The sequence below is a fragment of the Salmonella sp. SAL03688 genome, from assembly GCF_046551895.1.
In the GTDB taxonomy this organism is placed as follows: Bacteria; Pseudomonadota; Gammaproteobacteria; order Enterobacterales; family Enterobacteriaceae; genus Salmonella; species Salmonella enterica.
The window spans coordinates 106,964-130,081 of record NZ_JBGDVI010000001.1; the positions used below are offsets into that span (position 1 = coordinate 106,964).

Annotated in this window: 20 protein-coding genes; 11 read left to right on the forward strand and 9 right to left on the reverse strand. The window is 53.4% G+C overall.

All coding sequences use genetic code 11. The annotated features are described in order from the left end of the window. Positions 1–214: 214 nt before the first annotated feature. The 4 genes from lpdA to pdhR all read right to left on the reverse strand — a co-directional run bounded on the left by lpdA (position 215) and on the right by pdhR (position 7,478). Positions 215–1,639 (reverse strand): dihydrolipoyl dehydrogenase, encoded by a 1,425-nt coding sequence (gene lpdA, locus ACLJR2_RS00485; RefSeq protein ID WP_001534412.1) that lies wholly within the window; start codon positions 1,637–1,639, stop codon positions 215–217. Positions 1,640–1,839: 200 nt separating this feature from the next. Then, positions 1,840–3,729 carry a pyruvate dehydrogenase complex dihydrolipoyllysine-residue acetyltransferase gene (gene aceF / locus ACLJR2_RS00490; protein WP_000963594.1) on the reverse strand — a complete coding sequence of 630 codons (1,890 nt, stop codon included), beginning with the start codon at positions 3,727–3,729 and terminating at the stop codon, positions 1,840–1,842. A 14-nt stretch (positions 3,730–3,743) separates the two neighbouring features. Next, on the reverse strand, positions 3,744–6,407 hold the full coding sequence (gene aceE, locus ACLJR2_RS00495) for a pyruvate dehydrogenase (acetyl-transferring), homodimeric type (RefSeq protein ID WP_000003843.1): 2,664 nt from the start codon (positions 6,405–6,407) through the stop codon (positions 3,744–3,746). A gap of 306 nt (positions 6,408–6,713) precedes the next feature. After that, the gene (pdhR, locus tag ACLJR2_RS00500) at positions 6,714–7,478 is read right to left on the reverse strand and encodes a pyruvate dehydrogenase complex transcriptional repressor PdhR (protein ID WP_000331771.1); all 765 of its coding nucleotides are present in this window, start codon (positions 7,476–7,478) and stop codon (positions 6,714–6,716) included. Between the two features lie 562 nt (positions 7,479–8,040). Between pdhR and aroP the strand changes: the two genes are divergently transcribed. From aroP to ACLJR2_RS00515, 3 genes are all read left to right on the forward strand, one after another. Beyond that, positions 8,041–9,414 (forward strand): aromatic amino acid transporter AroP, encoded by a 1,374-nt coding sequence (aroP, locus tag ACLJR2_RS00505; protein WP_000969487.1) that lies wholly within the window; start codon positions 8,041–8,043, stop codon positions 9,412–9,414. A gap of 163 nt (positions 9,415–9,577) precedes the next feature. Beyond that, the gene (locus ACLJR2_RS00510) at positions 9,578–10,984 is read left to right on the forward strand and encodes a glycoside-pentoside-hexuronide (GPH):cation symporter (protein ID WP_000357539.1); all 1,407 of its coding nucleotides are present in this window, start codon (positions 9,578–9,580) and stop codon (positions 10,982–10,984) included. After that, positions 10,984–11,934, forward strand: coding sequence for a family 43 glycosylhydrolase (locus tag ACLJR2_RS00515; RefSeq protein ID WP_000024767.1), 951 nt, complete (start codon positions 10,984–10,986; stop codon positions 11,932–11,934). The genes ACLJR2_RS00510 and ACLJR2_RS00515 overlap by 1 nt, the downstream gene beginning before the upstream one ends. 91 nt (positions 11,935–12,025) lie before the next feature. Here ACLJR2_RS00515 and ampE read toward each other — a convergent pair whose 3' ends face one another. After that, the gene (gene ampE, locus ACLJR2_RS00520; protein WP_000172039.1) at positions 12,026–12,880 is read right to left on the reverse strand and encodes a beta-lactamase regulator AmpE; all 855 of its coding nucleotides are present in this window, start codon (positions 12,878–12,880) and stop codon (positions 12,026–12,028) included. Beyond that, complete coding sequence (ampD, locus tag ACLJR2_RS00525; protein ID WP_000936326.1) at positions 12,877–13,440, reverse strand: 1,6-anhydro-N-acetylmuramyl-L-alanine amidase AmpD; 564 nt, start codon at positions 13,438–13,440, stop codon at positions 12,877–12,879. Before ampD ends, ampE begins: the two co-directional genes overlap by 4 nt. Before the next feature lie 87 nt (positions 13,441–13,527). On the opposite strand from ampD, the gene nadC reads away from it, so the two are divergent. The 4 genes from nadC (at position 13,528) to hofC (ending at position 17,667) form a co-directional block, all read left to right on the forward strand. Further along, positions 13,528–14,421, forward strand: a complete 894-nt coding sequence (nadC, locus tag ACLJR2_RS00530) for a carboxylating nicotinate-nucleotide diphosphorylase (RefSeq protein WP_001135136.1) — start codon at positions 13,528–13,530, stop codon at positions 14,419–14,421. Positions 14,422–14,642: 221 nt separating this feature from the next. Then, positions 14,643–15,080: a prepilin peptidase-dependent pilin gene (gene ppdD / locus ACLJR2_RS00535; protein WP_000414982.1), complete on the forward strand. Its 438-nt coding sequence runs from the start codon at positions 14,643–14,645 to the stop codon at positions 15,078–15,080. Between the two features lie 9 nt (positions 15,081–15,089). Beyond that, positions 15,090–16,475: a type II secretion system protein GspE gene (gspE, locus tag ACLJR2_RS00540; RefSeq protein ID WP_001534416.1), complete on the forward strand. Its 1,386-nt coding sequence runs from the start codon at positions 15,090–15,092 to the stop codon at positions 16,473–16,475. After that, positions 16,465–17,667 (forward strand): protein transport protein HofC, encoded by a 1,203-nt coding sequence (gene hofC / locus ACLJR2_RS00545; protein ID WP_000114105.1) that lies wholly within the window; start codon positions 16,465–16,467, stop codon positions 17,665–17,667. The genes gspE and hofC overlap by 11 nt, the downstream gene beginning before the upstream one ends. A 30-nt stretch (positions 17,668–17,697) precedes the next feature. Here the strand turns inward: hofC and ACLJR2_RS00550 are convergent, their stop codons facing one another. Beyond that, a complete protein-coding gene (locus ACLJR2_RS00550; RefSeq protein WP_001217365.1) occupies positions 17,698–18,741 on the reverse strand; it encodes a GMP reductase in 1,044 nt (347 codons plus the stop codon). Positions 18,742–18,966: 225 nt separating this feature from the next. On the opposite strand from ACLJR2_RS00550, the gene coaE reads away from it, so the two are divergent. From coaE to yacG, 3 genes are read left to right on the forward strand one after another with little or no spacing between them, the layout of a single operon-like run. Continuing rightward, positions 18,967–19,587, forward strand: a complete 621-nt coding sequence (gene coaE, locus ACLJR2_RS00555; protein ID WP_001270911.1) for a dephospho-CoA kinase — start codon at positions 18,967–18,969, stop codon at positions 19,585–19,587. After that, positions 19,587–20,330, forward strand: a complete 744-nt coding sequence (gene zapD / locus ACLJR2_RS00560; RefSeq protein ID WP_000557441.1) for a cell division protein ZapD — start codon at positions 19,587–19,589, stop codon at positions 20,328–20,330. The genes coaE and zapD overlap by 1 nt, the downstream gene beginning before the upstream one ends. Positions 20,331–20,339: 9 nt before the next feature. Then, positions 20,340–20,531, forward strand: a complete 192-nt coding sequence (gene yacG, locus ACLJR2_RS00565) for a DNA gyrase inhibitor YacG (RefSeq protein WP_001286419.1) — start codon at positions 20,340–20,342, stop codon at positions 20,529–20,531. Here yacG and ACLJR2_RS00570 read toward each other — a convergent pair. After that, positions 20,528–21,469: a LysR family transcriptional regulator gene (locus ACLJR2_RS00570; protein WP_015632789.1), complete on the reverse strand. Its 942-nt coding sequence runs from the start codon at positions 21,467–21,469 to the stop codon at positions 20,528–20,530. The two genes, yacG and ACLJR2_RS00570, sit on opposite strands and share 4 nt — an antisense overlap. Before the next feature lie 85 nt (positions 21,470–21,554). Here ACLJR2_RS00570 and ACLJR2_RS00575 point away from each other — a divergent pair, with 85 nt between their 5' ends. Beyond that, positions 21,555–22,544, forward strand: a complete 990-nt coding sequence (locus tag ACLJR2_RS00575) for an aldo/keto reductase (RefSeq protein ID WP_001534422.1) — start codon at positions 21,555–21,557, stop codon at positions 22,542–22,544. A 33-nt stretch (positions 22,545–22,577) separates the two neighbouring features. Here ACLJR2_RS00575 and mutT read toward each other — a convergent pair whose 3' ends face one another. Beyond that, on the reverse strand, positions 22,578–22,973 hold the full coding sequence (gene mutT / locus ACLJR2_RS00580; protein WP_000736058.1) for an 8-oxo-dGTP diphosphatase MutT: 396 nt from the start codon (positions 22,971–22,973) through the stop codon (positions 22,578–22,580). Positions 22,974–23,118: the final 145 nt, after the last annotated feature.

Consider the following 23,118-nt stretch of genomic DNA (forward strand, 5'->3'; position numbering starts at 1 on the left):
GGTATTTCTTATGAAACAATTAGTTGGTCGAAAATGACAGACAAAGGCACTACCGACGGCATAAGCTTTGAAAAACGTACTGCTGCGGACAAGATAAATTTTGCGGTTTCGTTATCCTTCGCCATCATTTGACACATCTGATTTGCCATGCATAAAAAAAGCGGCTGTAAAGCCGCTTTTTTGTATCGGGTGGCGCATTGCCACCTACAGAAGATTATTTCTTCTTCGCTTTCGGGTTCGGCAGGTCGGTAATACTACCTTCGAACACTTCAGCAGCCAGACCGACGGACTCGTGCAACGTCGGGTGCGCATGAATGGTCAGCGCGATGTCTTCCGCATCACAGCCCATTTCGATCGCCAGACCGATTTCACCCAGCAGCTCGCCGCCGTTGGTGCCGACAATCGCCCCGCCGATCACGCGGTGAGATTCTTTGTCGAAAATCAGTTTGGTCATACCGTCTGCGCAGTCAGAAGCGATAGCACGGCCAGAAGCTGCCCACGGGAAGGTGGCGGTTTCATAGCTGATGCCTTTTTCTTTCGCTTCTTTCTCGGTCAGGCCAACCCATGCCACTTCTGGCTCGGTGTACGCGATAGACGGGATAACTTTCGGATCGAAGTAGTGTTTCTTCCCGGCGATAACTTCAGCGGCAACGTGGCCTTCGTGAACGCCTTTGTGCGCCAGCATCGGCTGACCGACGATATCGCCGATAGCGAAGATGTGCGGCACGTTGGTGCGCAGCTGTTTGTCCACGCGGATAAAGCCACGGTCGTCAACTTCCACGCCAGCTTTGCCCGCGTCGAGGTTTTTACCGTTCGGTACACGACCGATAGCGACCAGCACAGCATCGTAACGCTGCGCTTCAGCCGGGGCTTTTTTGCCTTCCATCGAAACGTAGATACCGTCTTCTTTCGCTTCAACGGCGGTCACTTTGGTTTCCAGCATCAGGTTGAATTTCTTGCTGATGCGCTTGGTGAAGACTTTAACCACGTCTTTATCGGCAGCCGGGATAACCTGGTCGAACATTTCAACCACGTCGATCTCTGAACCCAGCGCATGGTACACAGTACCCATTTCCAGACCGATGATACCGCCGCCCATGACCAGCAGGCGCTTAGGAACAGCTTTCAGTTCCAGTGCATCGGTGGAATCCCACACGCGCGGATCTTCATGCGGAATAAACGGCAGTTCGATCGGACGGGAACCCGCCGCGATGATTGCGTTGTCGAAGTTGATTACGGTTTTGCCGTTTTCGCCTTCAACTTCCAGGGTGTTTGCCCCGGTAAATTTACCCAGACCGTTAACCACTTTCACTTTACGGCCTTTGGCCATACCCGCCAGACCGCCGGTCAGCTGAGTGATAACTTTTTCTTTCCAGGTACGAATCTTGTCGATATCGGTTTTCGGCTCGCCAAAAACGATACCGTGTTCAGCCAGTGCTTTGGCTTCTTCGATAACTTTTGCTACGTGCAGCAGCGCTTTAGAAGGGATACAGCCGACGTTCAGACAAACACCGCCAAGGGTGTTGTAGCGTTCTACAATTACGGTTTCCAGACCTAAATCAGCGCAACGGAAAGCGGCAGAATAGCCTGCCGGGCCCGCCCCAAGTACCACGACCTGAGTTTTGATTTCAGTACTCATCATGACCTCTTTATTTGTATCCGGCGGTCCGGGGTACTTGATCGCCCATCATCCACCGGGTCGTTCTATCCGCCTGTATCTTACAAAATTGTTAACAATTTTGAAACAACAAACGGATCACGAATTATCGCTTTCGCTAATAACCTCACAAATTCCATGAGATTATCAAAAAAAAGCCGGCCGTCGGGCCGGCTTTTTCATTACATCACCAGACGGCGAATGTCAGACAACATATTGTTGATAATGGTAATGAAACGCGCACCATCAGCACCATCGATCACACGGTGGTCGAAGGAAAGAGAGATAGGCATCATCAGACGCGGCACAAACTCTTTCCCATTCCACACCGGTTCCATCGCCGACTTAGAAACGCCGAGGATAGCCACTTCCGGCGCGTTAACAATCGGCGCGAAGTGGGTAGTTCCCAGACCGCCGATGCTGGAGATAGTGAAGCAACCACCCTGCATTTCGCCAGCGGTCAGCTTACCATCACGCGCTTTTTTGGAGATGGTGGTCAGTTCACGAGACAGCTCGGTCACGCTCTTCTTATTCACGTCTTTAAAGACCGGAACCACCAGGCCATTCGGGGTATCAACCGCCACGCCGATGTTGATGTATTTTTTCAGGGTCAGACGCTGACCGTCTTCGGACAGAGAGCTGTTGAAGCGCGGCATCTGTTCCAGAGCAGCGGCAACCGCTTTCATGATGAAGACCACTGGCGTGTATTTCACATCCAGTTTGCGCTTCTCAGCTTCGGCGTTCTGCTGTTTACGGAACGCTTCCAGATCGGTGATATCGGTTTTGTCGAAGTGCGTAACGTGCGGGATCATCACCCAGTTACGGCTCAGGTTCGCGCCAGAGATTTTCTGGATACGGCCCAGTTCCACTTCTTCAACTTCACCAAACTTGCTGAAGTCCACTTTCGGCCACGGCAGCATACCCGGGATACCACCGCCCGCAGCAGCCGGCGCAGCTTCCGCGCGTTTGATTGCGTCTTTCACGTAAGCCTGAACGTCTTCGCGCAGAATACGGCCTTTACGACCGGTGCCTTTCACTTTCGCCAGGTTGACGCCAAACTCGCGCGCCAGGCGGCGAATCAGCGGGGTAGCGTGAACGTAAGCGTCGTTTTCAGCGAACTCAGATTTACCTTCCGCTTTGGCAGCCGGAGCCGCTGGCTTCTCAGCTTTCGCCGCCGGAGCCGGTGCCGCCGCTTCCTGTTTAGCCGGAGCGGCCGCAGGCGCTGCGCCTTCTACTTCGAAGACCATAATCAGAGAACCGGTTTTCACTTTATCGCCGGTGCTGATTTTGATTTCTTTCACGGTGCCCGCGAACGGCGCAGGAACTTCCATAGAGGCCTTGTCGCCTTCCACGGTGATCAGCGACTGTTCAGCGGCAACTTTATCGCCAACTTTGACCATCACTTCGGTGACTTCAACTTCGTCGCCGCCGATATCCGGTACGTTAACGTCTTTCACGCCCGTCGCTGCTGCTGGAGCAGCCGCAGCCGGAGCGGCTTCCGCTTTCGCTGGTGCTGCTGCGCCCGCTTCACCCGCCACTTCGAAGACCATAATCAGAGAGCCGGTAGACACTTTATCACCGGTGTTCACTTTGATCTCTTTCACGGTGCCCGCGAACGGCGCCGGCACTTCCATAGAGGCCTTGTCGCCTTCGACGGTGATCAGCGACTGTTCAGCTTCAACGGTGTCGCCCACTTTCACCATCACTTCAGTCACTTCAACTTCGTCACTGCCGATATCCGGAACGTGAACGTCTTTCGCCGCTGCCGCAGCAGGTGCTGCTGCCGGAGCCGCTTCTTTCTTCTCTTCTGCCTTAGCAGGTGCAGCGTCGGCTGCACCGTCGGCGGAATCGAAAATCATGATAAGTGCACCGGTCTCGGTTTTGTCGCCGACAGAGACTTTGATCTCTTTCACGACGCCAGCCTGCGGAGACGGGACTTCCATAGAGGCTTTGTCGCCTTCTACGGTGATCAGCGACTGTTCAGCTTCCACTTTGTCGCCCACTTTGACCAGAATCTCGGTGATTTCAACTTCATCTGTCCCGATGTCCGGTACTTTGATTTCGATAGCCATTATTCTTTTACCTCTTACGCCAGACGCGGGTTAACTTTATCTGCATCGATGTTGAATTTGGTAATCGCATCCGCTACCACTTTCTTGTCGATTTCGCCACGTTTAGCCAGTTCGCCCAGCGCTGCAACAACCACATAAGAAGCATCAACTTCGAAGTGGTGACGCAGGTTCTCACGGCTGTCGGAACGACCGAAGCCATCCGTACCCAGTACGCGATAGTCGTCAGCCGGTACGTAAGTACGAACCTGCTCGGCGAACAGTTTCATATAGTCAGTAGATGCTACAGCCGGAGCGTCGTTCATCACCTGAGCGATGTACGGTACACGCGGGGTTTCCAGCGGGTGCAGCATGTTCCAGCGCTCACAATCCTGACCATCACGCGCCAGTTCGGTGAAGGAGGTTACGCTGTACACGTCAGAACCTACGCCGTAGTCTTTCGCCAGGATCTGTGCCGCTTCACGCACATGACGCAGGATAGAACCGGAGCCCAGCAGCTGAACTTTACCTTTGCTACCTTCAAGGGTTTCGAGTTTGTAGATACCTTTACGGATACCTTCCTCGGCACCTGCTGGCATGGCCGGCATGTGGTAGTTTTCGTTCAGGGTGGTGATGTAGTAGTAAACGTTCTCTTGTTTCTCACCGTACATACGCTCCAGACCATCGTGCATGATGACCGCAACTTCGTATGCGTAAGACGGATCGTAAGAGATACAGTTCGGGATAGTCAGAGACTGAATATGGCTGTGACCATCTTCGTGCTGCAGACCTTCGCCGTTCAGCGTAGTACGACCGGAAGTCCCGCCGATCAGGAAGCCGCGAGCCTGCTGGTCGCCAGCCTGCCAGCACAGGTCGCCGATACGCTGGAACCCGAACATAGAGTAGTAGATGTAGAACGGGATCATCGGCAGATCGTTGGTGCTGTAAGAGGTCGCCGCAGCCAGCCAGGATGCGCCTGCGCCCAGCTCGTTGATACCTTCCTGCAGAATCTGGCCTTTCTCGTCTTCTTTGTAGTAAGCAACCTGCTCACGGTCCTGCGGGGTGTACTGCTGGCCGTTCGGGCTGTAGATACCAATCTGACGGAACAGACCTTCCATACCGAAAGTACGCGCTTCGTCGGCGATGATCGGAACCAGACGATCTTTGATCGACTTGTTCTTCAGCATCACGTTCAGGGCACGCACGAAAGCGATCGTAGTGGAAATCTCTTTACTTTGCTCTTCCAGCAGCGCGCCGAAATCTTCCAGGGTCGGCAGCTCTAACTTCTCGGTGAAGTTCGGCTGACGGCTTGGCAGGTAGCCATGCAGCGCCTGACGGCGTTCATGCAGGTATTTGTGTTCTTCAGAACCTTCCGGGAAGGTAATGTACGGCAGTTTTTCGAGATCAGCATCGGCAACCGGCACGTTGAAACGATCGCGGACGTAACGCACGCCGTCCATGTTCATTTTCTTAACCTGGTGAGCGATGTTTTTACCTTCCGCGGTGTAACCCATGCCGTAACCTTTAATGGTATGGGCCAGGATTACGGTCGCTTTGCCTTTGGTTTCCTGCGCTTTTTTCAGTGCCGCGTAGACTTTCTTCGGATCGTGACCACCACGGTTCAGCGCCCAAATCTGCTCATCGGTCCAGTCGGCCACCAGCGCTGCGGTTTCCGGGTATTTACCGAAGAAGTGCTCACGTACGTAAGCGCCGTCTTTGGATTTGAAGGTCTGGTAGTCGCCGTCAACGGTTTCGTTCATCAGCTGGATCAGTTTACCGCTGGTGTCTTTACGCAGCAGCTCATCCCAACGACCGCCCCACATGACTTTGATAACGTTCCAGCCAGCACCTGCAAAGATGCCTTCCAGTTCGTTAACAATCTTGCCGTTACCGGTGACCGGGCCGTCAAGACGCTGCAGGTTACAGTTGATAACAAAGACCAGGTTGTCCAGTTTTTCACGGGTGGCGATGGTGATAGCGCCTTTGGATTCCGGCTCATCCATCTCGCCGTCGCCGAGGAAGGCGTAAACGGTCTGTTTAGAGGTATCTTTCAGGCCACGGTGTTCCAGATATTTCAGGAATTTCGCCTGGTAGATAGCACCGATTGGGCCCAGACCCATAGAGACGGTCGGGAACTGCCAGAATTCCGGCATCAGTTTCGGGTGCGGATAGGAAGAGAGGCCATTGCCGTGAACTTCCTGACGGAAGTTATCCATCTGTTCCTGGGTCAGACGACCTTCCAGGAACGCGCGAGCGTAGATGCCCGGAGAGATGTGGCCCTGGAAGTATACCAGGTCGCCGCCATCCTGTTCGTTGCGCGCACGGAAGAAATGGTTGAAACAGACATCATAGATCGTGGCGGAAGACTGGAAGGACGCCATGTGGCCGCCCAACTCAAGGTCTTTTTTAGACGCGCGCAGCACGGTCATGATGGCGTTCCAGCGGATAGCAGAACGAATGCGACGTTCCAGCTCCAGATTGCCCGGGTATTCCGGTTCGTCTTCAACGGCAATAGTGTTGATGTAATTACTGGCCCCTGCGCCTGCCGCGACTTTCACGCCGCCTTTGCGAGCTTCAGAAAGCAGTTGGTCAATCAGATACTGAGCGCGCTCAACACCTTCTTCACGGATGACCGATTCGATCGCCTGTAGCCAGTCGCGAGTTTCGATCGGATCCACGTCATTTGGGAAACGTTCTGACATGGGGGTATTCCTTATCTATCTAATACGTTGAGTTATCTGGAACCTGTCCCATTAAACTTTCGTCAGAAAGCTTAATAAGACAGGTTCTGCGTTTATTGCCTGGCCCATAAGGTGTAATTGTTGCAGCCAGTTTGGTCACGGACAGCGCGGAACAACCGGAACGTACACGTAGTACGTGAGGATTGTGAGCACTGCCCAGGACCAAAATGGCAAATAAAATAGCCTTATGGGCCTGGCATTTAGTTGCCGCGCACATTTTTGCGCTTTATTCACAACATCTTCTGGTTAACGTTCTGCCAGAAAAAACTAATTCTTGCGCTGCTCCAGACGGCGTAAAGCGCGTTCACGACGGCTCTCCTCACGGCTTCTGTCCAACATAATCTCTTCGATAAACGCCAGATGGCGGTGTGACGCTTCACGCGCTTCTTCTGGTTTTCCGGCCATAATGGCTTCAAATATACGGGTGCGATGCGTACTCACCAGCGGCAGCATCTCCCGACGCGCATACAGCAATTCGAAGTTCTGCCGCACGTTTTGCGCCAGCATCGGCTCCATACACCTTAGCAGATGAAGCAATACCACGTTGTGCGCCGCTTCGGTGACGGCGATTTGATACTGGAGCACGGCTTCGGACTCGGCATCCAGATCGCCGGACTCTTGCGCCAGCTCAATGGCATGGTGCAGCTCGCGAATACGGTCTTTATCTTCGTCGGTGCTGCGTAGCGCCGCGTAATAAGCCGCAATGCCTTCCAGCGCATGGCGCGTTTCGAGCAGGTCAAACTGGGATTCAGGGTGATCGGAGAGCAGTTCCACCAGCGGGTCGCTAAAGCTCTGCCACAGGCTGCTCTGCACGAAGGTTCCGCCGCCCTGGCGACGAAGCAACAATCCCTTCGCTTCGAGACGTTGAATCGCCTCGCGCAAGGAGGGACGGGAGACGTCGAACTGTTTTGCCAGTTCACGTTCCGGTGGGAGTTTTTCTCCGGGACGCAATGTTCCCTCAAGGATTAAAAACTCCAGCTGCTGCTCGATCACATCGGAGAGTTTTGGTTGGCGGATTTTGCTGTAGGCCATGATTTCCTGTCTTAAGCCATTTGCCCGGAGTCAATTGGTCTTACCAATTTCATGTCTGTGACGCTAAAGTAACAAAGTATTCACCTTCTGTCCATACAGGTTTTGATTGAAATCAGTAAAGGAGGCACATTTTAACAATTTTACAGAAATCACGTTTCAAAACTGTAACTGTGCACAAATGTTAAATTTACCCACCAGGAGGTAGATTTAACGTATTTGAAACGACAAAAAATCTCATCTGAACCGATTCAACAGCAGATTAAATGCATTTATATGCATAAATAATGAATAGAAACAAATTAACCTCTGCAAGGGAAAATAAAAGGAGGTATTTACAAGTGCTTTCTTTTTACGCAACTCGTCATCACCCCTGCACAAAGCAGGTGCATTCGCGGCCACATACCATTATTCTGATCAAGACGAAAGAGTTGAAGTGACATTTTAAAAAACGAGCCTGTAAATAAATCAATACAAAAAGCGGAATTGCAAACTTACACACGCACTACTGCATCGTTCAAAATAAGCGCGTTATGAATAAACCGCGCCCGATACACGAGGTTTTATAATGGACAGTCAGCAGCACGGCGAGCAGCTCAAGCGCGGCCTGAAAAACCGCCATATTCAGCTTATCGCATTGGGCGGCGCGATAGGGACAGGCTTGTTCCTGGGAAGCGCCTCCGTTATTCAGTCGGCGGGGCCAGGAATTATCCTGGGCTATGCGATTGCAGGCTTTATTGCCTTTCTGATTATGCGCCAGCTGGGGGAGATGGTGGTTGAAGAACCGGTCGCCGGCTCTTTTAGCCACTTCGCCTATAAATACTGGGGCGGCTTTGCCGGATTCGCTTCCGGCTGGAACTACTGGGTGCTGTACGTATTAGTTGCCATGGCGGAACTGACTGCAGTGGGTAAATATATCCAGTTCTGGTATCCGGAGATCCCCACCTGGGCTTCTGCGGCAGCCTTCTTTGTGATTATCAACGCCATCAACCTGACCAACGTTAAAGTGTTCGGTGAGATGGAGTTTTGGTTCGCCATTATTAAAGTGATCGCCGTCATCGCTATGATTCTGTTCGGCGCGTGGTTACTCTTCAGCGATACCGCTGGTCCGCAGGCCACCGTGCGCAACCTGTGGGAACAGGGCGGCTTTCTGCCGCATGGCTGGACCGGGCTGGTGATGATGATGGCCATTATTATGTTTTCGTTCGGCGGACTGGAGCTGGTAGGGATCACCGCCGCTGAAGCCGATAACCCGGAACAGAGCATCCCCAAAGCCACCAATCAGGTTATCTATCGCATCCTGATTTTTTATATCGGCTCGCTGGCGGTTCTGCTTTCGCTGCTGCCATGGACTCGCGTCACCGCCGATACCAGCCCGTTTGTTCTTATCTTCCATGAGCTGGGCGATACGTTTGTCGCCAATGCGCTGAATATCGTGGTTCTCACCGCCGCGCTATCGGTTTATAACAGCTGCGTTTACTGCAACAGCCGTATGCTGTTCGGTCTGGCCCAGCAGGGAAATGCGCCGAAAGCGCTGCTGAACGTCGACAAACGCGGCGTGCCGGTGAGCTCCATTTTGGTTTCCGCCGTCGTGACGGCGTTGTGCGTGCTGCTCAACTACCTGGCCCCAGAGTCCGCATTCGGACTGCTGATGGCGCTGGTGGTCTCCGCGCTGGTCATTAACTGGGCGATGATTAGCCTTGCCCATATGATGTTCCGTCGCGCGAAACAGCAGCAGGGCGTGAAAACCCGCTTCCCGGCCCTGTTTTATCCGTTCGGCAATGTTCTCTGCCTGCTGTTTATGGCGGCGGTATTGATCATTATGCTGATGACGCCAGGTATGGCGATCTCCGTGTGGCTGATTCCGGTATGGCTGCTCATCCTGGGCGTCGGCTACCTGTGTAAAGAAAAAACGGCAAAAACGGTGAAAGCCCACTGATCGTGGCATTACTTTTCCGCCCTCCCCGTCCGGGGAGGGTGTTATCTGCCTCACAGTTTCCCACGTATAACCATTTTATCCATATCAGCGGCGTGATCCTGCTACGCAAATAAAAGCTCGCAGGCGAATAATTACCGCCATCATCTGATGGGGAGAAGTCTCAATGGATAAGGGCAGACTTTCGGTAAGAGAGAAAATCGGGTATGGCATGGGCGACGCCGGATGTAACATTATTTTTGGCGCTATCATGCTGTTTGTTAATTATTTTTATACGGATATTTTTGGTCTTGCCCCGGCGTTAGTCGGTGTTTTACTCCTTTCAGTACGCGTTATCGATGCCGTTACCGATCCGGTGATGGGCGCACTTGCCGATCGTACCCAAAGTAAATATGGTCGTTTCCGCCCCTGGCTACTGTGGATTGCATTTCCCTACGCGCTGTTCAGCGTTCTGATGTTCACGACGCCGGACTGGGGCTATAACAGCAAAGTTGTCTATGCTTTCGTCACCTATTTTCTGCTTTCTGTGACCTACACCGCCATCAATATTCCCTATTGCTCACTGGGCGGCGTGATCACCAATGATCCAAAAGAGCGCGTGGCCTGTCAGGCTTATCGCTTCGTGTTAGTCGGCATCGCGACGCTGTTGCTATCGTTAACGCTATTGCCGATGGTGGACTGGTTTGGCGGCGGCGACAAAGCCAAAGGCTATCAGTTGGCGATGACCGTGCTGGCGATTATCGGCATGGGTATGTTTCTGTTCTGCTTTGCCAGCGTCCGCGAACGCGTTCGCCCTGCCGTTCCGACGCACGATGATATGAAGAATGATTTCAAAGACGTGTGGAAAAACGATCAGTGGGTACGCATTCTGCTATTGACCTTATGTAACGTCTGCCCGGGGTTTATCCGTATGGCGGCGACCATGTATTACGTCACCTGGGTGATGGGACAAAGCACCCATTTCGCTACGCTTTTTATTAGCCTTGGCGTGGTCGGTATGATGATCGGCAGTATGCTGGCAAAAGTCTTAACCGATCGCTGGTGTAAATTGAAGGTATTTTTCTGGACCAATATCGCGCTGGCGATTTTCTCCTGCGCGTTCTATTTCTTTGATCCGAAAGCTACCGTGATGATAGTGGCGCTCTACTTCCTGCTCAATATTCTGCATCAGATCCCTTCCCCGTTGCACTGGTCGCTGATGGCGGACGTCGATGATTACGGCGAATGGAAAACCGGCAAACGCATTACCGGTATTAGCTTCTCCGGTAATCTGTTCTTCCTGAAACTGGGCCTGGCGATTGCCGGGGCGATGGTCGGCTTTTTGCTCTCCTGGTACGGTTATGACGCCAGCGCCAAAGCGCAAAGCGCCTCGGCGATGAACGGTATTATGCTGTTGTTTACCGTTATCCCCGGTGTTGGCTATCTGATTACCGCAGGCGTGGTACGTCTGCTGAAAGTTGACCGTGAACTGATGAAAAAAATCCAGGACGATTTGGAAAAACGTCGCACTAATTACCGCGAATTGAGTGAGTTGCAGGAGCTCAAAGCCGCTGAAAGCGTAAGGAAAGCCTGATGGCAAACTGGCCAAACCCGTTTATTGAACAACGTGCCGATCCGTTTATTTTACGCGACGGCAGCGATTACTACTTTATTGCCTCCGTACCGGAATATGACAGGCTGGAAATCCGCCGGGCTGATTCGCTGGAAGGGTTGCGCGCCGCCGACCCCGTTGTCGTCTGGCGCAAACCGGAAAGTGGCCCGATGAGCCAGCTCATCTGGGCACCGGAAATGCACCGCATCAACGGCAAGTGGTACATCTATTTTGCCGCTACCCATACTCAAGCGCTTGATAAGCTGGGAATGTTCCAGCACCGCATGTTTGCCCTGGAGTGCGCCGATGCCGACCCACTCACCGGCAAGTGGACGGAGAAAGGTCAAATTAAAACACCGTTTGATACCTTCGCCCTCGATGCCACCACTTTTTATCATCAGGGAAAGCAGTGGTATCTGTGGGCGCAAAAAGCGCCGGATATTGCCGGTAATTCAAATATTTATCTGGCTGAACTGGAAAATCCGTGGACGATTAAAGGCGAGCCGGTAAGACTCAGTAAGCCAGAGTACGACTGGGAGTGTCGGGGTTTTTGGGTTAACGAAGGTCCGGCCGTCGTGGTGCATGGCGACAAGCTGTTTATCAGCTATTCGGCCAGCGCCACCGATGAAAACTACTGTATGGGATTACTGTGGATTAACGTAAACGACGATCCGCGCGATCCGGCCAACTGGCATAAATCACCGCGCCCGGTCTTTACCACCAGCTATGAAAATCGCCAGTATGGGCCGGGACACAACAGCTTTACGCAAACGCCGGAAGGTGAAGATGTACTGGTGTACCACGCGAGAAATTACACCGAAATTGAAGGCGATCCGTTGTACGATCCCAACCGCCATACGCGTCTGAAACGGGTGCGCTGGGACGAAAACGGGATGCCTGATTTTGGCGTGCCGCCAGCCGATACGATCTAAGCCGTTGCACTGCCCGGTGGCGCTAGCGCTTACCGGGCCTACAGGTTTTTCCATTGTAGGCCGCATAAGCGTTAGCGCCATCGGCACAACATTACACTAATGCCCCATAAATGGTGAGCAACGCAATAATCACCACCACCACAAACGAGGCCTTCTTCGCCATCGACACCGCCGCTTTGGGGGTTTCTACTTTGTCAGTATGCGGTTCGCGCGCCAGTGAGAACTGCGCCAGACGTGTGAGCACCTGATACTGCGAAGTATGCAGATCCGCCAGCGAGGCAAACCAGGCCGGCAACGCTTTCTCGCCATGCCCCAGTAATGCATACACTACGCCCGCCAGACGTACCGGAATCCAGTCCAGCACATGAAGAATAGCGTCAATGCCGGATTGCAAACGCTGGTGCGGCGTCTGATAGCGCGCCAGCCAGGTCTGCCAGGCCCGTAAAAACGCATAGCCCACCAGCGTTACCGGCCCCCACGGACCGCCAACGATAAACCAAAATAGCGGTGCGAGGTAAAAACGGAAATTTATCCATAACAACGCATTTTGCAGCTCACGCAAAAATTCACGCTCATTACAATCCGGCGGCACGCCGTGAATCAGCGTAAGCTCGCTGGCCATCGCCTCGCAAGGATGCGGATCGTTACGGGACGCCGCTTTCAGCCAGGCGTGATAATGTACTCGCACTTTGCCCGCGCCGATACACAGCACGCCCAGGAGAATCCACACCACCAGTGTCGGCACGTTAAATAGCAGCCCTTTTAACGCCTGGAGCAGTAGAAAAGTCACCACCATCGCGATCGCCGTCATTCCCATCGTGCGCAACATCGAAAAATGCGTAATCCGACGGAATAGCGCCTCCAGCCGATGATCGAGCTGCCAGTGCTCGCCCAGCTTAAACAGGCGCTCGACAATCAGCACCAGTAATGTCGTAAACAGCGTCATGTCATCTCCTTGTGCGACGAGAGGGCTACCAAAGCGCGAAAGCGCGGCCAGTCAAAGGCAGGGCCAGGGTCCGTTTTGCGGTCAGGCGCAATGTTGCAGTGTCCGGTCATATTGTCGGCGATCGCCGGATAGCAAGCGATAAGCGTGCGCGTCACGGCGGCTAGCTGCTGATACTGCGCATCGGTATAAGCCAGCGTATCCGTCCCCTCCAGCTCAATACCAATGGAGAAATCATTACAACGTTCCCGCCCCTGATAGTTTGACACGCCCGCATGCCACGCACGCTTATCAAAAGGCACATACTGGACGATTTCACCGTCGCGACGAATCAGACAATGGGCCGAAACACGAAGATGAGCGATTTCTGCAAAAAAAGGATGGGCGTCTGGATCTATCGTTCCGGTGAATAATGCATCGATCCACGGACCGCCAAACTCGCCGGGGGGCAGGCTAATATTATGCACCACCAGCAAGGACGGTTTTTCGTCATCCGGACGGCAATCATAATGCGGAGAAGGGACGCGTCGCGCCTCTACCAACCAACCCTTATCTGGCAACATGCAGAGTCTCCTTTTGAGTGGTGCTTATAGCTGCTTCAGAGTAGCATGTTTCTACCTTATGATTCGTTAGCAATTTGGAGTTTTATCATGCCGCCTCGCCGTTATAACCCAGACGACCGACGTGACGCGCTACTGGAACGCATTAATCTCGATATCCCTGCCGCCGTTGCTCAGGCGCTGCGTGAAGATTTAGGTGGAGAAGTCGATGCTGGCAACGATATCACCGCGCAACTTTTGCCGGCAGATACGCAAGCCCATGCCACGGTGATCACTCGTGAAGACGGCGTTTTCTGCGGCAAGCGCTGGGTTGAAGAGGTCTTCATCCAACTGGCGGGCGATGATGTGCGCCTCACCTGGCATGTCGATGACGGCGACGCCATTCACGCCAACCAAACAGTGTTTGAACTAAACGGCCCCGCTCGCGTATTGCTGACCGGCGAGCGCACGGCGCTAAACTTTGTCCAGACCCTTTCCGGCGTTGCCAGTGAAGTACGCCGCTACGTTGGACTGCTGGCTGGCACCCAAACCCAGTTGCTCGACACGCGTAAAACGCTGCCGGGTCTGCGCACCGCGCTCAAATATGCGGTTTTATGCGGCGGCGGCGCCAATCATCGTCTGGGCCTCACTGACGCGTTCCTGATTAAAGAAAACCATATCATCGCCTCCGGTTCGGTTCGTCAGGCGGTGGAAAAAGCGTTCTGGCTACATCCGGACGTGCCGGTAGAAGTCGAGGTCGAAAATCTGGATGAACTGGACGATGCGCTGAAAGCAGGCGCGGATATTATCATGCTGGATAATTTCAACACCGACCAGATGCGCGAGGCGGTGAAACGCGTCAACGGCCAGGCGCGGCTGGAAGTATCCGGCAACGTCACCGCGGAAACCTTACGCGAATTTGCTGAAACCGGGGTGGATTTCATCTCCGTTGGCGCGCTGACCAAGCACGTACGCGCGCTCGATCTCTCCATGCGTTTTCGCTGATCCTCTCCACCCGATGGCGCTGCGCCGTCGGGTCTATAAATCACCTGTCCGTAGATCCGCGTCATGATTCGGTAAAATATTCGTAGCGCCTCGCAATAACGTTGCCGTGTCATGTAACGCAGCGAAAATCTTCAGAATCCGCCTTCCCGTTTTATCTTTTGCCGCTCGCCTGCTCTTTCCTCGTTTGCCACAGTAGCGCCAGCTAACTCAAGGAGCGAACAATGGAAAAACAACGCGGTTTCACGCTTATCGAACTGATGGTCGTTATTGGCATCATCGCCATTTTAAGCGCCATTGGCATTCCGGCTTACCAGAACTATCTGCGTAAAGCGGCGCTGACGGATATGTTGCAAACGTTTGTCCCCTACCGTACCGCCGTCGAACTCTGCGCTCTGGAACATGGTGGGACGAACACATGCGATGCGGGCGTCAACGGTATCCCCTCGCCCGTCATCACCCGTTATGTTTCGGGCATGAGCGTGGAAAAAGGCGTCATCACGCTTACCGGCCAGGAGAGTCTGAGCGGGCTTAGCGTCATCATGACGCCCGCCTGGGACAATGCTAACGGCATTACCGGCTGGACGCGTAACTGCAATATTCAAAGCGACAGCGCGTTACAACAGGCTTGTGAAGATGTCTTCCGTTTTGACGCCAACTAAGGAGACAAGATGAAAGACGCTCAGCTCAACACCTTGTGTCAACGTCATCAGGCTGTACTGATCAATAGCGCCAGCAACAGTATCACTGTTGCGGTGGTCGACGCGCCCTCTCATGCGTTACTGGACGCTCTGCATTTCGCTACGCAAAAACAGATTGATATTGTGTGCTGGACTCGCCAGCAAATGGAAAATCATCGGCATAAGCCGGATCAGCCACCCTCGGCAAACGCCGCGAAAGGCGGAGAAACCGCGGCCCAGCTTCTCAATCAGACATTACGCTCGGCGATGGCGAAACGCGCCTCTGATATCCATCTCGAACCAGGCGCCAGCCGCTACCGAATAAGACTCCGCATCGACGGCGTTCTTCATATTCTGCAGGACATCGCCAAAGAGACGGGGCTTGCGCTGACGGCCAGATTGAAAGTCCTGGGAAATTTGGACATCGCTGAACATCGGCTGCCGCAGGACGGGCAATTTACCGTTGACCTGTCGGGAGACAGCATCTCTTTTCGTATCGCCACGCTTCCCTGTAAAGAAGGCGAAAAAGTCGTCTTACGGTTGTTGCATCAGGTTGAACAAACGCTGGATCTGGACACGCTGGGCATGTACGGGGCACAACTTACCGCTTTTAGACAAGCCCTACAGCAACCTCAGGGGCTGGTACTGGTGACTGGCCCCACCGGTAGCGGAAAAACGGTCACGCTATACAGCGCGCTACAAACCCGGAATACGCCGGGTATCAACCTCTGTAGCGTTGAGGATCCGATAGAAATTCCACTGGATGGGATTAACCAGACGCAGATCCATCCCCGCGCCGGGCTCACCTTTCAAAATGTGCTGCGTGCGCTATTACGCCAGGACCCTGACATCATCATGGTAGGTGAAATTCGTGACGGCGACACCGCAGAAATCGCCATTAAGGCGGCACAAACGGGCCATCTGGTACTTTCAACGCTACATACGAACTCCACCAGTGAAACCCTGATACGTTTGCAGCAAATGGGCGTAGCACGCTGGATGATCTCATCGGCGCTTACGCTGGTGGTAGCGCAACGCCTGGTAAGGAAGCTTTGCCCGCACTGCAAACAGCGCCTGAGCGATCCCGTAGTGCTATCGCCCAATCTTTGGCCCAGCGCGCTACCGCGCTGGCAGGCAAACGGCTGTCAGCATTGCTACCACGGCTTTTATGGCCGAACCGCGTTATTCGAAGTGTTAACCGTTACCCCGGCATTACGTCAGTTAATTGCGAGCGGCGCATCGGCGCAAGCACTGGAAGCCCACCTCCAACAGACCGGTACAGGGACGCTTTTTGAAAATGGCTGTCGCGCCGTTGAGCAAGGCATGACGTCCTTTGAAGAGATACTGCGCGTTCTGGGAATGCCCCATGAGCGTTAAACAGCTCTGGCGCTGGCAAGGCGTTAACGATAAAGGTCAACTGGAACAAGACGTTGTATGGGTGGACAATCGTCTGGCGCTGATCATCACCCTGCAACATCAGCGCATTATGCCGCTTCGCATCAAGCGCATAGGCGTTAACGCCGCACTGTGGAAAGAAGAGCAAAGCGCTGAAATTATTCATCAGTTGGCCACGCTCATTCATGCCGGGCTGACGCTTTCAGAAGGGCTGGAACTCCTTGCGCAACAGCATCCCCACCGACAATGGCAAGCGCTGTTGCGCACGCTGGCTCACGAGCTTGAACAGGGCGTCCCTTTTTCCAGCGCATTAGTCTCCTGGCCGCAGGTATTTCCGCCGCTCTACCAGACGATGATCCGCACCGGAGAACTGACCGGCAAACTGGCCGACTGCTGCTTTGAACTGGCCCGTCAGCAAAAAGCGCAACGGCAGATTACGGTTAGCGTGAAAAAGGCGCTGCGCTATCCCGCCATTATTCTGACAATGGCCGCCCTGGTCGTTTTCGCCATGCTGCACTTTGTCCTGCCGGAATTTGCCGCCATTTACCGTAGCTTCAATACCCCGCTCCCTCTTCTGACGCGCGGTATTATCGCGATAGCGCAATGGGGGTCGGCATGGGGTTGGCTCATCTTGTTCCTGACGATGCTCATTGCTATCGCTCACCGCAGGGTAAAACAAAAGCCGTCCTGGCAAGCGCAGCGGCAGCGTCTTCTGCTACGGCTTCCCGTTATGGGTCGCCTGATAAGAGGCCAGAAACTAGCGCAAATATTCACCGTACTGGCATTGACCCAAAGCGCAGGCATTCCTTTTCTTCAGGGACTGGAAAGCGCTATCGATAGTCTCGGCTGCCCTTACTGGTCACAGCGTTTAACGCAGGTACATCAGGAGATCGCCGCGGGCAATCCGGTCTGGTTGGCGCTAAAAAATACCCAGGAATTTAGTCCGCTATGCCTGCAACTGGTCAGAACGGGCGAAGCGTCCGGCTCACTCGATATCATGCTGCATAACCTTGCCCGTCACCACAGTGAAACTACGCTGGCGCTGGCCGATAATCTGGCGTCGCTGTTGGAACCGGCGTTATTGATCATCACCGGCTTAATTATCGGTACGCTGGTGGTGGCGATGTATTTGCCGATTTTTCATCTGGGAGACGCGATGAGCGGGATGGGATAAGGCTGGCGCACATTTACGCCAGCCAGAATATTAGAGGCTATTGAAAATGCGGTTTTCTTGTTCCTGCACCCGAATAAAGGTGGTGCGTTTGGTCAACTCTTTCAGGCGAGACGCGCCGACATAAGTGCAGGCTGAGCGTAGACCGCCCAGGATATCGCGGGCAGTATTGCCCACCGGCCCACGCAGCGGCAATTTAACCGTTTTACCTTCTGCCGCGCGGTATTTCGCAACGCCGCCGACATGACGGTTCATCGCAGATTCCGAACTCATGCCGTAGAACAGCATAAATTTCTCGCCGTTCTCTTCTACCACGCTGCCGCCGCTCTCTTCGTGACCCGCCAGCATGCCGCCCAACATAACGAAATCCGCGCCGCCGCCGAAGGCTTTTGCTACGTCGCCTGGCATGGTGCAGCCGCCATCGCTGACGATCATGCCGCCCAGGCCATGCGCCGCGTCAGCACATTCGATAACCGCCGACAGTTGCGGATAACCAACGCCAGTTTTTACACGCGTCGTGCATACGGAGCCGGGACCAATTCCCACTTTCACGATATCGGCGCCGGAGAGGATAAGCTCTTCGCACATCTCGCCCGTTACCACATTGCCTGCGCAGATTGTTTTTGTCGGCCATGCTTCACGTGCTTTCGCGACGAACTGCACAAAATGTTCTGAATAGCCATTGGCCACATCAATACAGACAAAGTTCAGCGCAGGATTCAGCGCCAGAATCTGCACGGTTTTTTCGAAATCAGCATCAGAGGTCCCGGTGGAAACCATCACATGCTTCAGAACATCAGCCGAAGCCGTGTTGATAAAAGCTGCCCACTCTTCAACGGTATAATGTTTATGTACAGCAGTCAGAATATCAAACCCGGCCAATGCTTGCGCCATTTCAAACGTCCCGACGGTATCCATATTGGCCGCAATAATCGGTACGCCAGACCAGGTCTGACCTGAGTGTTTAAAGGTGAATTGACGTTCCAGTTCGACATCGGAACGGCTTTTGAGGGTAGAACGTTTAGGACGGATAAGAACGTCTTTGAAACCTAACTTCAGATCTTCTTCAATACGCATGTGCGGATTCCTGGGGTTAATGGCGAAAAATCGAAACTCACAACTCCAGTGACGCTATCATACGCACTAATCATGGCCGTACAAGACTGCGAAATTCTCTTTTTTTACGTTACAATCCCATAAATTTACCTGGCGAATAGTAGGTTAATGCTCAGAGCGCATCGTCTTTGTATGTTTAAAATTTAACCTTTTGATTATCAAACTAAAATTCCGGAAGCTGGAGATATGAGGTATACCGTAGCCTTAACCGGCGGTATTGGCAGCGGTAAAAGTACCGTCGCTGATGCCTTCGCTGACCTCGGAATAACCGTCATCGACGCGGATATTATCGCGCGCCAGATGGTTGAGCCAGGGCAGCCCGCCCTGAACGCAATAGCGGAACATTTTGGCTCTGAACTTATCGCCGCCGACGGCACGTTACGTCGCCGGGCGCTGCGTGAGCGTATTTTTTCGCATCCGGAAGAAAAAGCCTGGCTTAACGCTCTGCTTCATCCCTTAATTCAGCAGGAAACCCAACGACAGTTTCAACAGGCTACGTCGCCCTATGTGTTATGGGTTGTGCCTCTGCTGGTTGAAAACAGGCTGTATCAAAAAGCCAACCGCATACTGGTGGTTGACGTGACGCCCGAAACGCAGCTTATGCGCACAATGCAGCGTGATGATGTTACGCGCGAGCATGTTGAACACATTCTCGCTGCGCAGGCGACGCGTGAAGCGCGCCTTGCCGTGGCGGACGATGTTATTGATAATAACGGCGCACCGGATGCTATCGCATCAGATGTGGCCCGCCTGCACGCCAGTTATCTTAAGCTCGCGTCGCAGTTTGTCTCACAGGAAAAACCGTAATGCACACCCAGGTCCTATTTGAACACCCTCTCAATGAGAAGATGCGTACGTGGCTGCGCATAGAGTTTTTGATCCAACAGCTCTCCATCAACCTGCCAATTGCAGACCATGCTGGCGCACTGCATTTTTTCCGTAACATCAGCGATCTACTGGATGTGTTCGAACGGGGCGAAGTCCGTACCGAACTGCTGAAAGAACTGGAGCGCCAGCAGCGTAAATTACAGGCCTGGGTTGAGGTTCCCGGCGTCGATCAAGACCGTATTGAAGCCCTGCGCCAGCAGTTAAAATCCGCGGGCAGCGTGCTGATCTCCGCCCCGAGGATTGGCCAGCAGCTACGCGAAGATCGCTTGATTGCCCTTGTGCGTCAACGCCTAAGTATTCCTGGCGGCTGTTGCAGTTTCGATTTACCCACTCTGCATATCTGGTTGCACCTACAACAGGCGCAGCGCGACGCCCAGATTGAAAGCTGGCTTGCCAGCCTGAATCCCCTCACCCAGGCGCTGACGCTGGTGCTTGATCTGATCCGTAATTCAGCGCCTTTCCGTAAGCAAACCAGCCTGAACGGTTTTTATCAGGATAACGGGGACGACGCCGATTTGCTGCGTCTTATGCTGACGCTCGATTCACAACTTTATCCGCAAATTTCCGGCCATAAGAGCCGTTTTGCCATTCGCTTTATGCCGCTGGATAGTGAAAATGGTCTGGTGCCGGAGCGTCTTGATTTTGAACTGGCCTGTTGCTAAGGAGTAAAAATGTCTGACGTGACCGTCGTAAACTGTCCGACCTGCGGTAAACCGGTCGTCTGGGGGGAAATTAGCCCCTTCCGCCCATTTTGTTCTAAACGCTGCCAGTTAATTGATTTGGGCGAATGGGCCGCCGAAGAGAAACGAATCGCCAGCAGCGGCGACCAGTCTGATAGCGACGACTGGAGCGAAGAGCGCTAACGGTGATAGCTCTGTTGAGACGGCAATATCGCCTTATGACAAAAATAATCAATAAATACGCGTAGTTTTGGCGCCATATGCGCGCGGCCGGGATAATACAAATAAAACCGGTCCGCCGCAGGCAGCCACTCCTCAAGTACGGAACACAACTGCCCATCCTGTAAGTCTTCATGGACATCCTGTTCAAAAACATAGGTTAGCCCTGCCCCATCACGCGCGGCGGAGAGACGCAACGCTTTATCATTCACCATTAACGCGGCTTCCGGCGTAATTTCCAGCCGTTGCGCTCCACGAACAAACTCCCACCGATATAGCCCGCTCTCACGCGTAAAACGATGGCAAAGGCAGCGGTGATTGATGAGTTCCTGAGGGTGCAGCGGCGTGCCAAAACGCGCAAGGTATGCAGGGGATGCTACGATCGCCGGGCGTAAAACATCACCGAGCGGAACGACATTCATATCAAGTTGTACCGCATCGCCAAAGCGAATACCGGCATCAAAGCGTTCGTTAATTAAATCCACAAAACCGTCATTCACGTCGATATCCAGCCGAATATCGGGATAATCGCGCATGAAACCGGCGAGATTAGGTTGTAACAAAAGCGTAGCCGCCGTGCGCGGTACGGTCAGGCGTAATGTCCCTCCGGGTATATCGCGGCTCTGGCGGGCATGTTCCATCGCCTCATCAATATGGTTCAATGCGGGCCTGATACTGGCAAGAAAGGCATGTCCTGCTTCTGTCAAACCGACACGCCGGGTGGTTCGGTTCAACAATTTTACGCCAAGTTCATCCTCCAGTTGGCGCATATTCTGACTTAACGCCGATGTAGAAATATGTAACTGCGCCGCTGCCCGCGTGAAGCTATGGTTTTCAGCAATCATGCAAAAAGCATGCAATATGGACATCACATCATGACGCATTATTAAGCCAGCCTTCATAAACCATGCTTATTCCCCCTATTTTTCATCTTATACGCCAGATATAGACTGCCTGCCATGCACAAAATATCCTCATGGAGGTAGTATGCAATATCGTACATTAGGCGCAAACGGACCGCGAGTGTCAGCCATCGGACTGGGATGTATGGGCATGAGCGCATTTTACGGCGCTCATGACGACAGCACCTCAATTAAGACGCTACATTATGCGTTAGATCAGGGGGTAACACTGCTCGATACCGCAGATATGTATGGCCCTTATACCAATGAAAGGTTAGTTGGAAGAGCCATCGCCGATCGTCGCGATCGGGTATTTTTAGCGACGAAATTTGGTATCGTTCTCGACCCTGCTAACCCTATGGCGCGTGGCGTCAATGGCAGACCGGAGTACGTTCGCCGTAGTTGTGAGCAAAGCCTGCAACGCCTGGGGGTCGATCATATCGATCTGTACTATCAACATCGCGTTGATCCATCAGTTCCCATAGAAGAGACTGTCGGTGCAATGGCGGACCTGGTGCGCGAGGGAAAAGTGCGTTATCTCGGGCTATCCGAAGCATCAACGCAAACGCTGGAACGCGCCCATCACGTTCACCCTATTACCGCGCTGCAAAGTGAGTATTCGCTTTGGTCCCGCGAAGCGGAAATTTCAGCACTTTCCACCTGTGAACGGTTGGGTATAGGATTCGTCGCTTACAGCCCGCTGGGACGCGGATTTCTGACCGGTACGATTAAAACGCCAGAAGATTTTGCTGCGAATGACTTCCGTCGCACAAATCCCAGGTTCATGGGTGAGAACTTCTCGCGCAATTTACGTCTGGCTGAAGCAATAAAACAAATGGCACGCGAAAAAGAGTGTACCCCCGCACAATTAGCGCTGGCCTGGCTGCTGGCCCGCAACAGGCACATCGTTCCCATTCCCGGCACCCGCCACTGCGCCAGGGTAGATGAAAACCTCGGCGCGTTATCACTGACCCTAAGCCCGCAGGAGCTGGCGGCAATTGAGGCGGTTTTTCCTCACGACGCCGCGGCCGGCCCCCGCTACTGGCCGGAAATTATGTCGACATTAAATCGCTAATAAGATCGATGGGGATCGTGTTGCGATCCCCCACTAAGGCGCAAATTGGCGTAATTTACGAATAATCGGTTCATTGGCCGGCGGAAAATCGTCCGTATTCAACGCGTTCTGCGCGATCCACCGTCCCGGCTGTCCTTCTTTCCCCCACGGTTCGCCCTCCCAGCGTTCAACCAGCCAAAACCACAGCGTAATGTGTCTATCCGGGAATTGATATTCCAGAGTGTCGAATAATGTCACCTGTGTTGGCGTAATCCCCACCTCTTCCTGTAGCTCCCGGATCAACGCCTGCTCTGGTGTTTCGTCGGCTTCAATTTTACCGCCCGGAAATTCCAGCTTGTTCGCCATATGCGCATCAGCGGCGCGTCGGGTAATAAAAATTTCGTCGTTCGGGTTGCGGATAATCCCAACCGCGATTTGCAGTTTTTTCATCTTGTTGCATCCATAAAAAAGGCGCAGTCGCCTGCGCCTTTTTATCTGTGTTCAATGCCAGGCCGAATAAGCGTAGCGCCCTTCGGCAATAATGCCAGCACCGACCTGATGGCAACAACATTATGTCTTATCAGGCCGGTAAGTT

Excerpts from the sequence above, each read along its gene's own strand:
- aceF (WP_000963594.1), bottom strand. The coding sequence starts at position 3,729 with ATGGCTATCGAAATCAAAGTACCGGACATCGGGACAGATGAAGTTGAA.
- ACLJR2_RS00550 (WP_001217365.1), bottom strand. The coding sequence starts at position 18,741 with ATGCGTATTGAAGAAGATCTGAAGTTAGGTTTCAAAGACGTTCTTATC.
- ACLJR2_RS00570 (WP_015632789.1), bottom strand. The coding sequence starts at position 21,469 with ATGAAGGCTGGCTTAATAATGCGTCATGATGTGATGTCCATATTGCAT.
- ACLJR2_RS00575 (WP_001534422.1), top strand. The coding sequence starts at position 21,555 with ATGCAATATCGTACATTAGGCGCAAACGGACCGCGAGTGTCAGCCATC.
- gspE (WP_001534416.1), top strand. The coding sequence starts at position 15,090 with ATGAAAGACGCTCAGCTCAACACCTTGTGTCAACGTCATCAGGCTGTA.
- pdhR (WP_000331771.1), bottom strand. The coding sequence starts at position 7,478 with ATGGCCTACAGCAAAATCCGCCAACCAAAACTCTCCGATGTGATCGAG.
- zapD (WP_000557441.1), top strand. The coding sequence starts at position 19,587 with ATGCACACCCAGGTCCTATTTGAACACCCTCTCAATGAGAAGATGCGT.
- yacG (WP_001286419.1), top strand. The coding sequence starts at position 20,340 with ATGTCTGACGTGACCGTCGTAAACTGTCCGACCTGCGGTAAACCGGTC.
- coaE (WP_001270911.1), top strand. The coding sequence starts at position 18,967 with ATGAGGTATACCGTAGCCTTAACCGGCGGTATTGGCAGCGGTAAAAGT.
- ppdD (WP_000414982.1), top strand. The coding sequence starts at position 14,643 with ATGGAAAAACAACGCGGTTTCACGCTTATCGAACTGATGGTCGTTATT.
- mutT (WP_000736058.1), bottom strand. The coding sequence starts at position 22,973 with ATGAAAAAACTGCAAATCGCGGTTGGGATTATCCGCAACCCGAACGAC.
- ACLJR2_RS00515 (WP_000024767.1), top strand. The coding sequence starts at position 10,984 with ATGGCAAACTGGCCAAACCCGTTTATTGAACAACGTGCCGATCCGTTT.
- lpdA (WP_001534412.1), bottom strand. The coding sequence starts at position 1,639 with ATGAGTACTGAAATCAAAACTCAGGTCGTGGTACTTGGGGCGGGCCCG.
- aceE (WP_000003843.1), bottom strand. The coding sequence starts at position 6,407 with ATGTCAGAACGTTTCCCAAATGACGTGGATCCGATCGAAACTCGCGAC.
- ACLJR2_RS00510 (WP_000357539.1), top strand. The coding sequence starts at position 9,578 with ATGGATAAGGGCAGACTTTCGGTAAGAGAGAAAATCGGGTATGGCATG.
- nadC (WP_001135136.1), top strand. The coding sequence starts at position 13,528 with ATGCCGCCTCGCCGTTATAACCCAGACGACCGACGTGACGCGCTACTG.
- ampD (WP_000936326.1), bottom strand. The coding sequence starts at position 13,440 with ATGTTGCCAGATAAGGGTTGGTTGGTAGAGGCGCGACGCGTCCCTTCT.
- hofC (WP_000114105.1), top strand. The coding sequence starts at position 16,465 with ATGAGCGTTAAACAGCTCTGGCGCTGGCAAGGCGTTAACGATAAAGGT.
- ampE (WP_000172039.1), bottom strand. The coding sequence starts at position 12,880 with ATGACGCTGTTTACGACATTACTGGTGCTGATTGTCGAGCGCCTGTTT.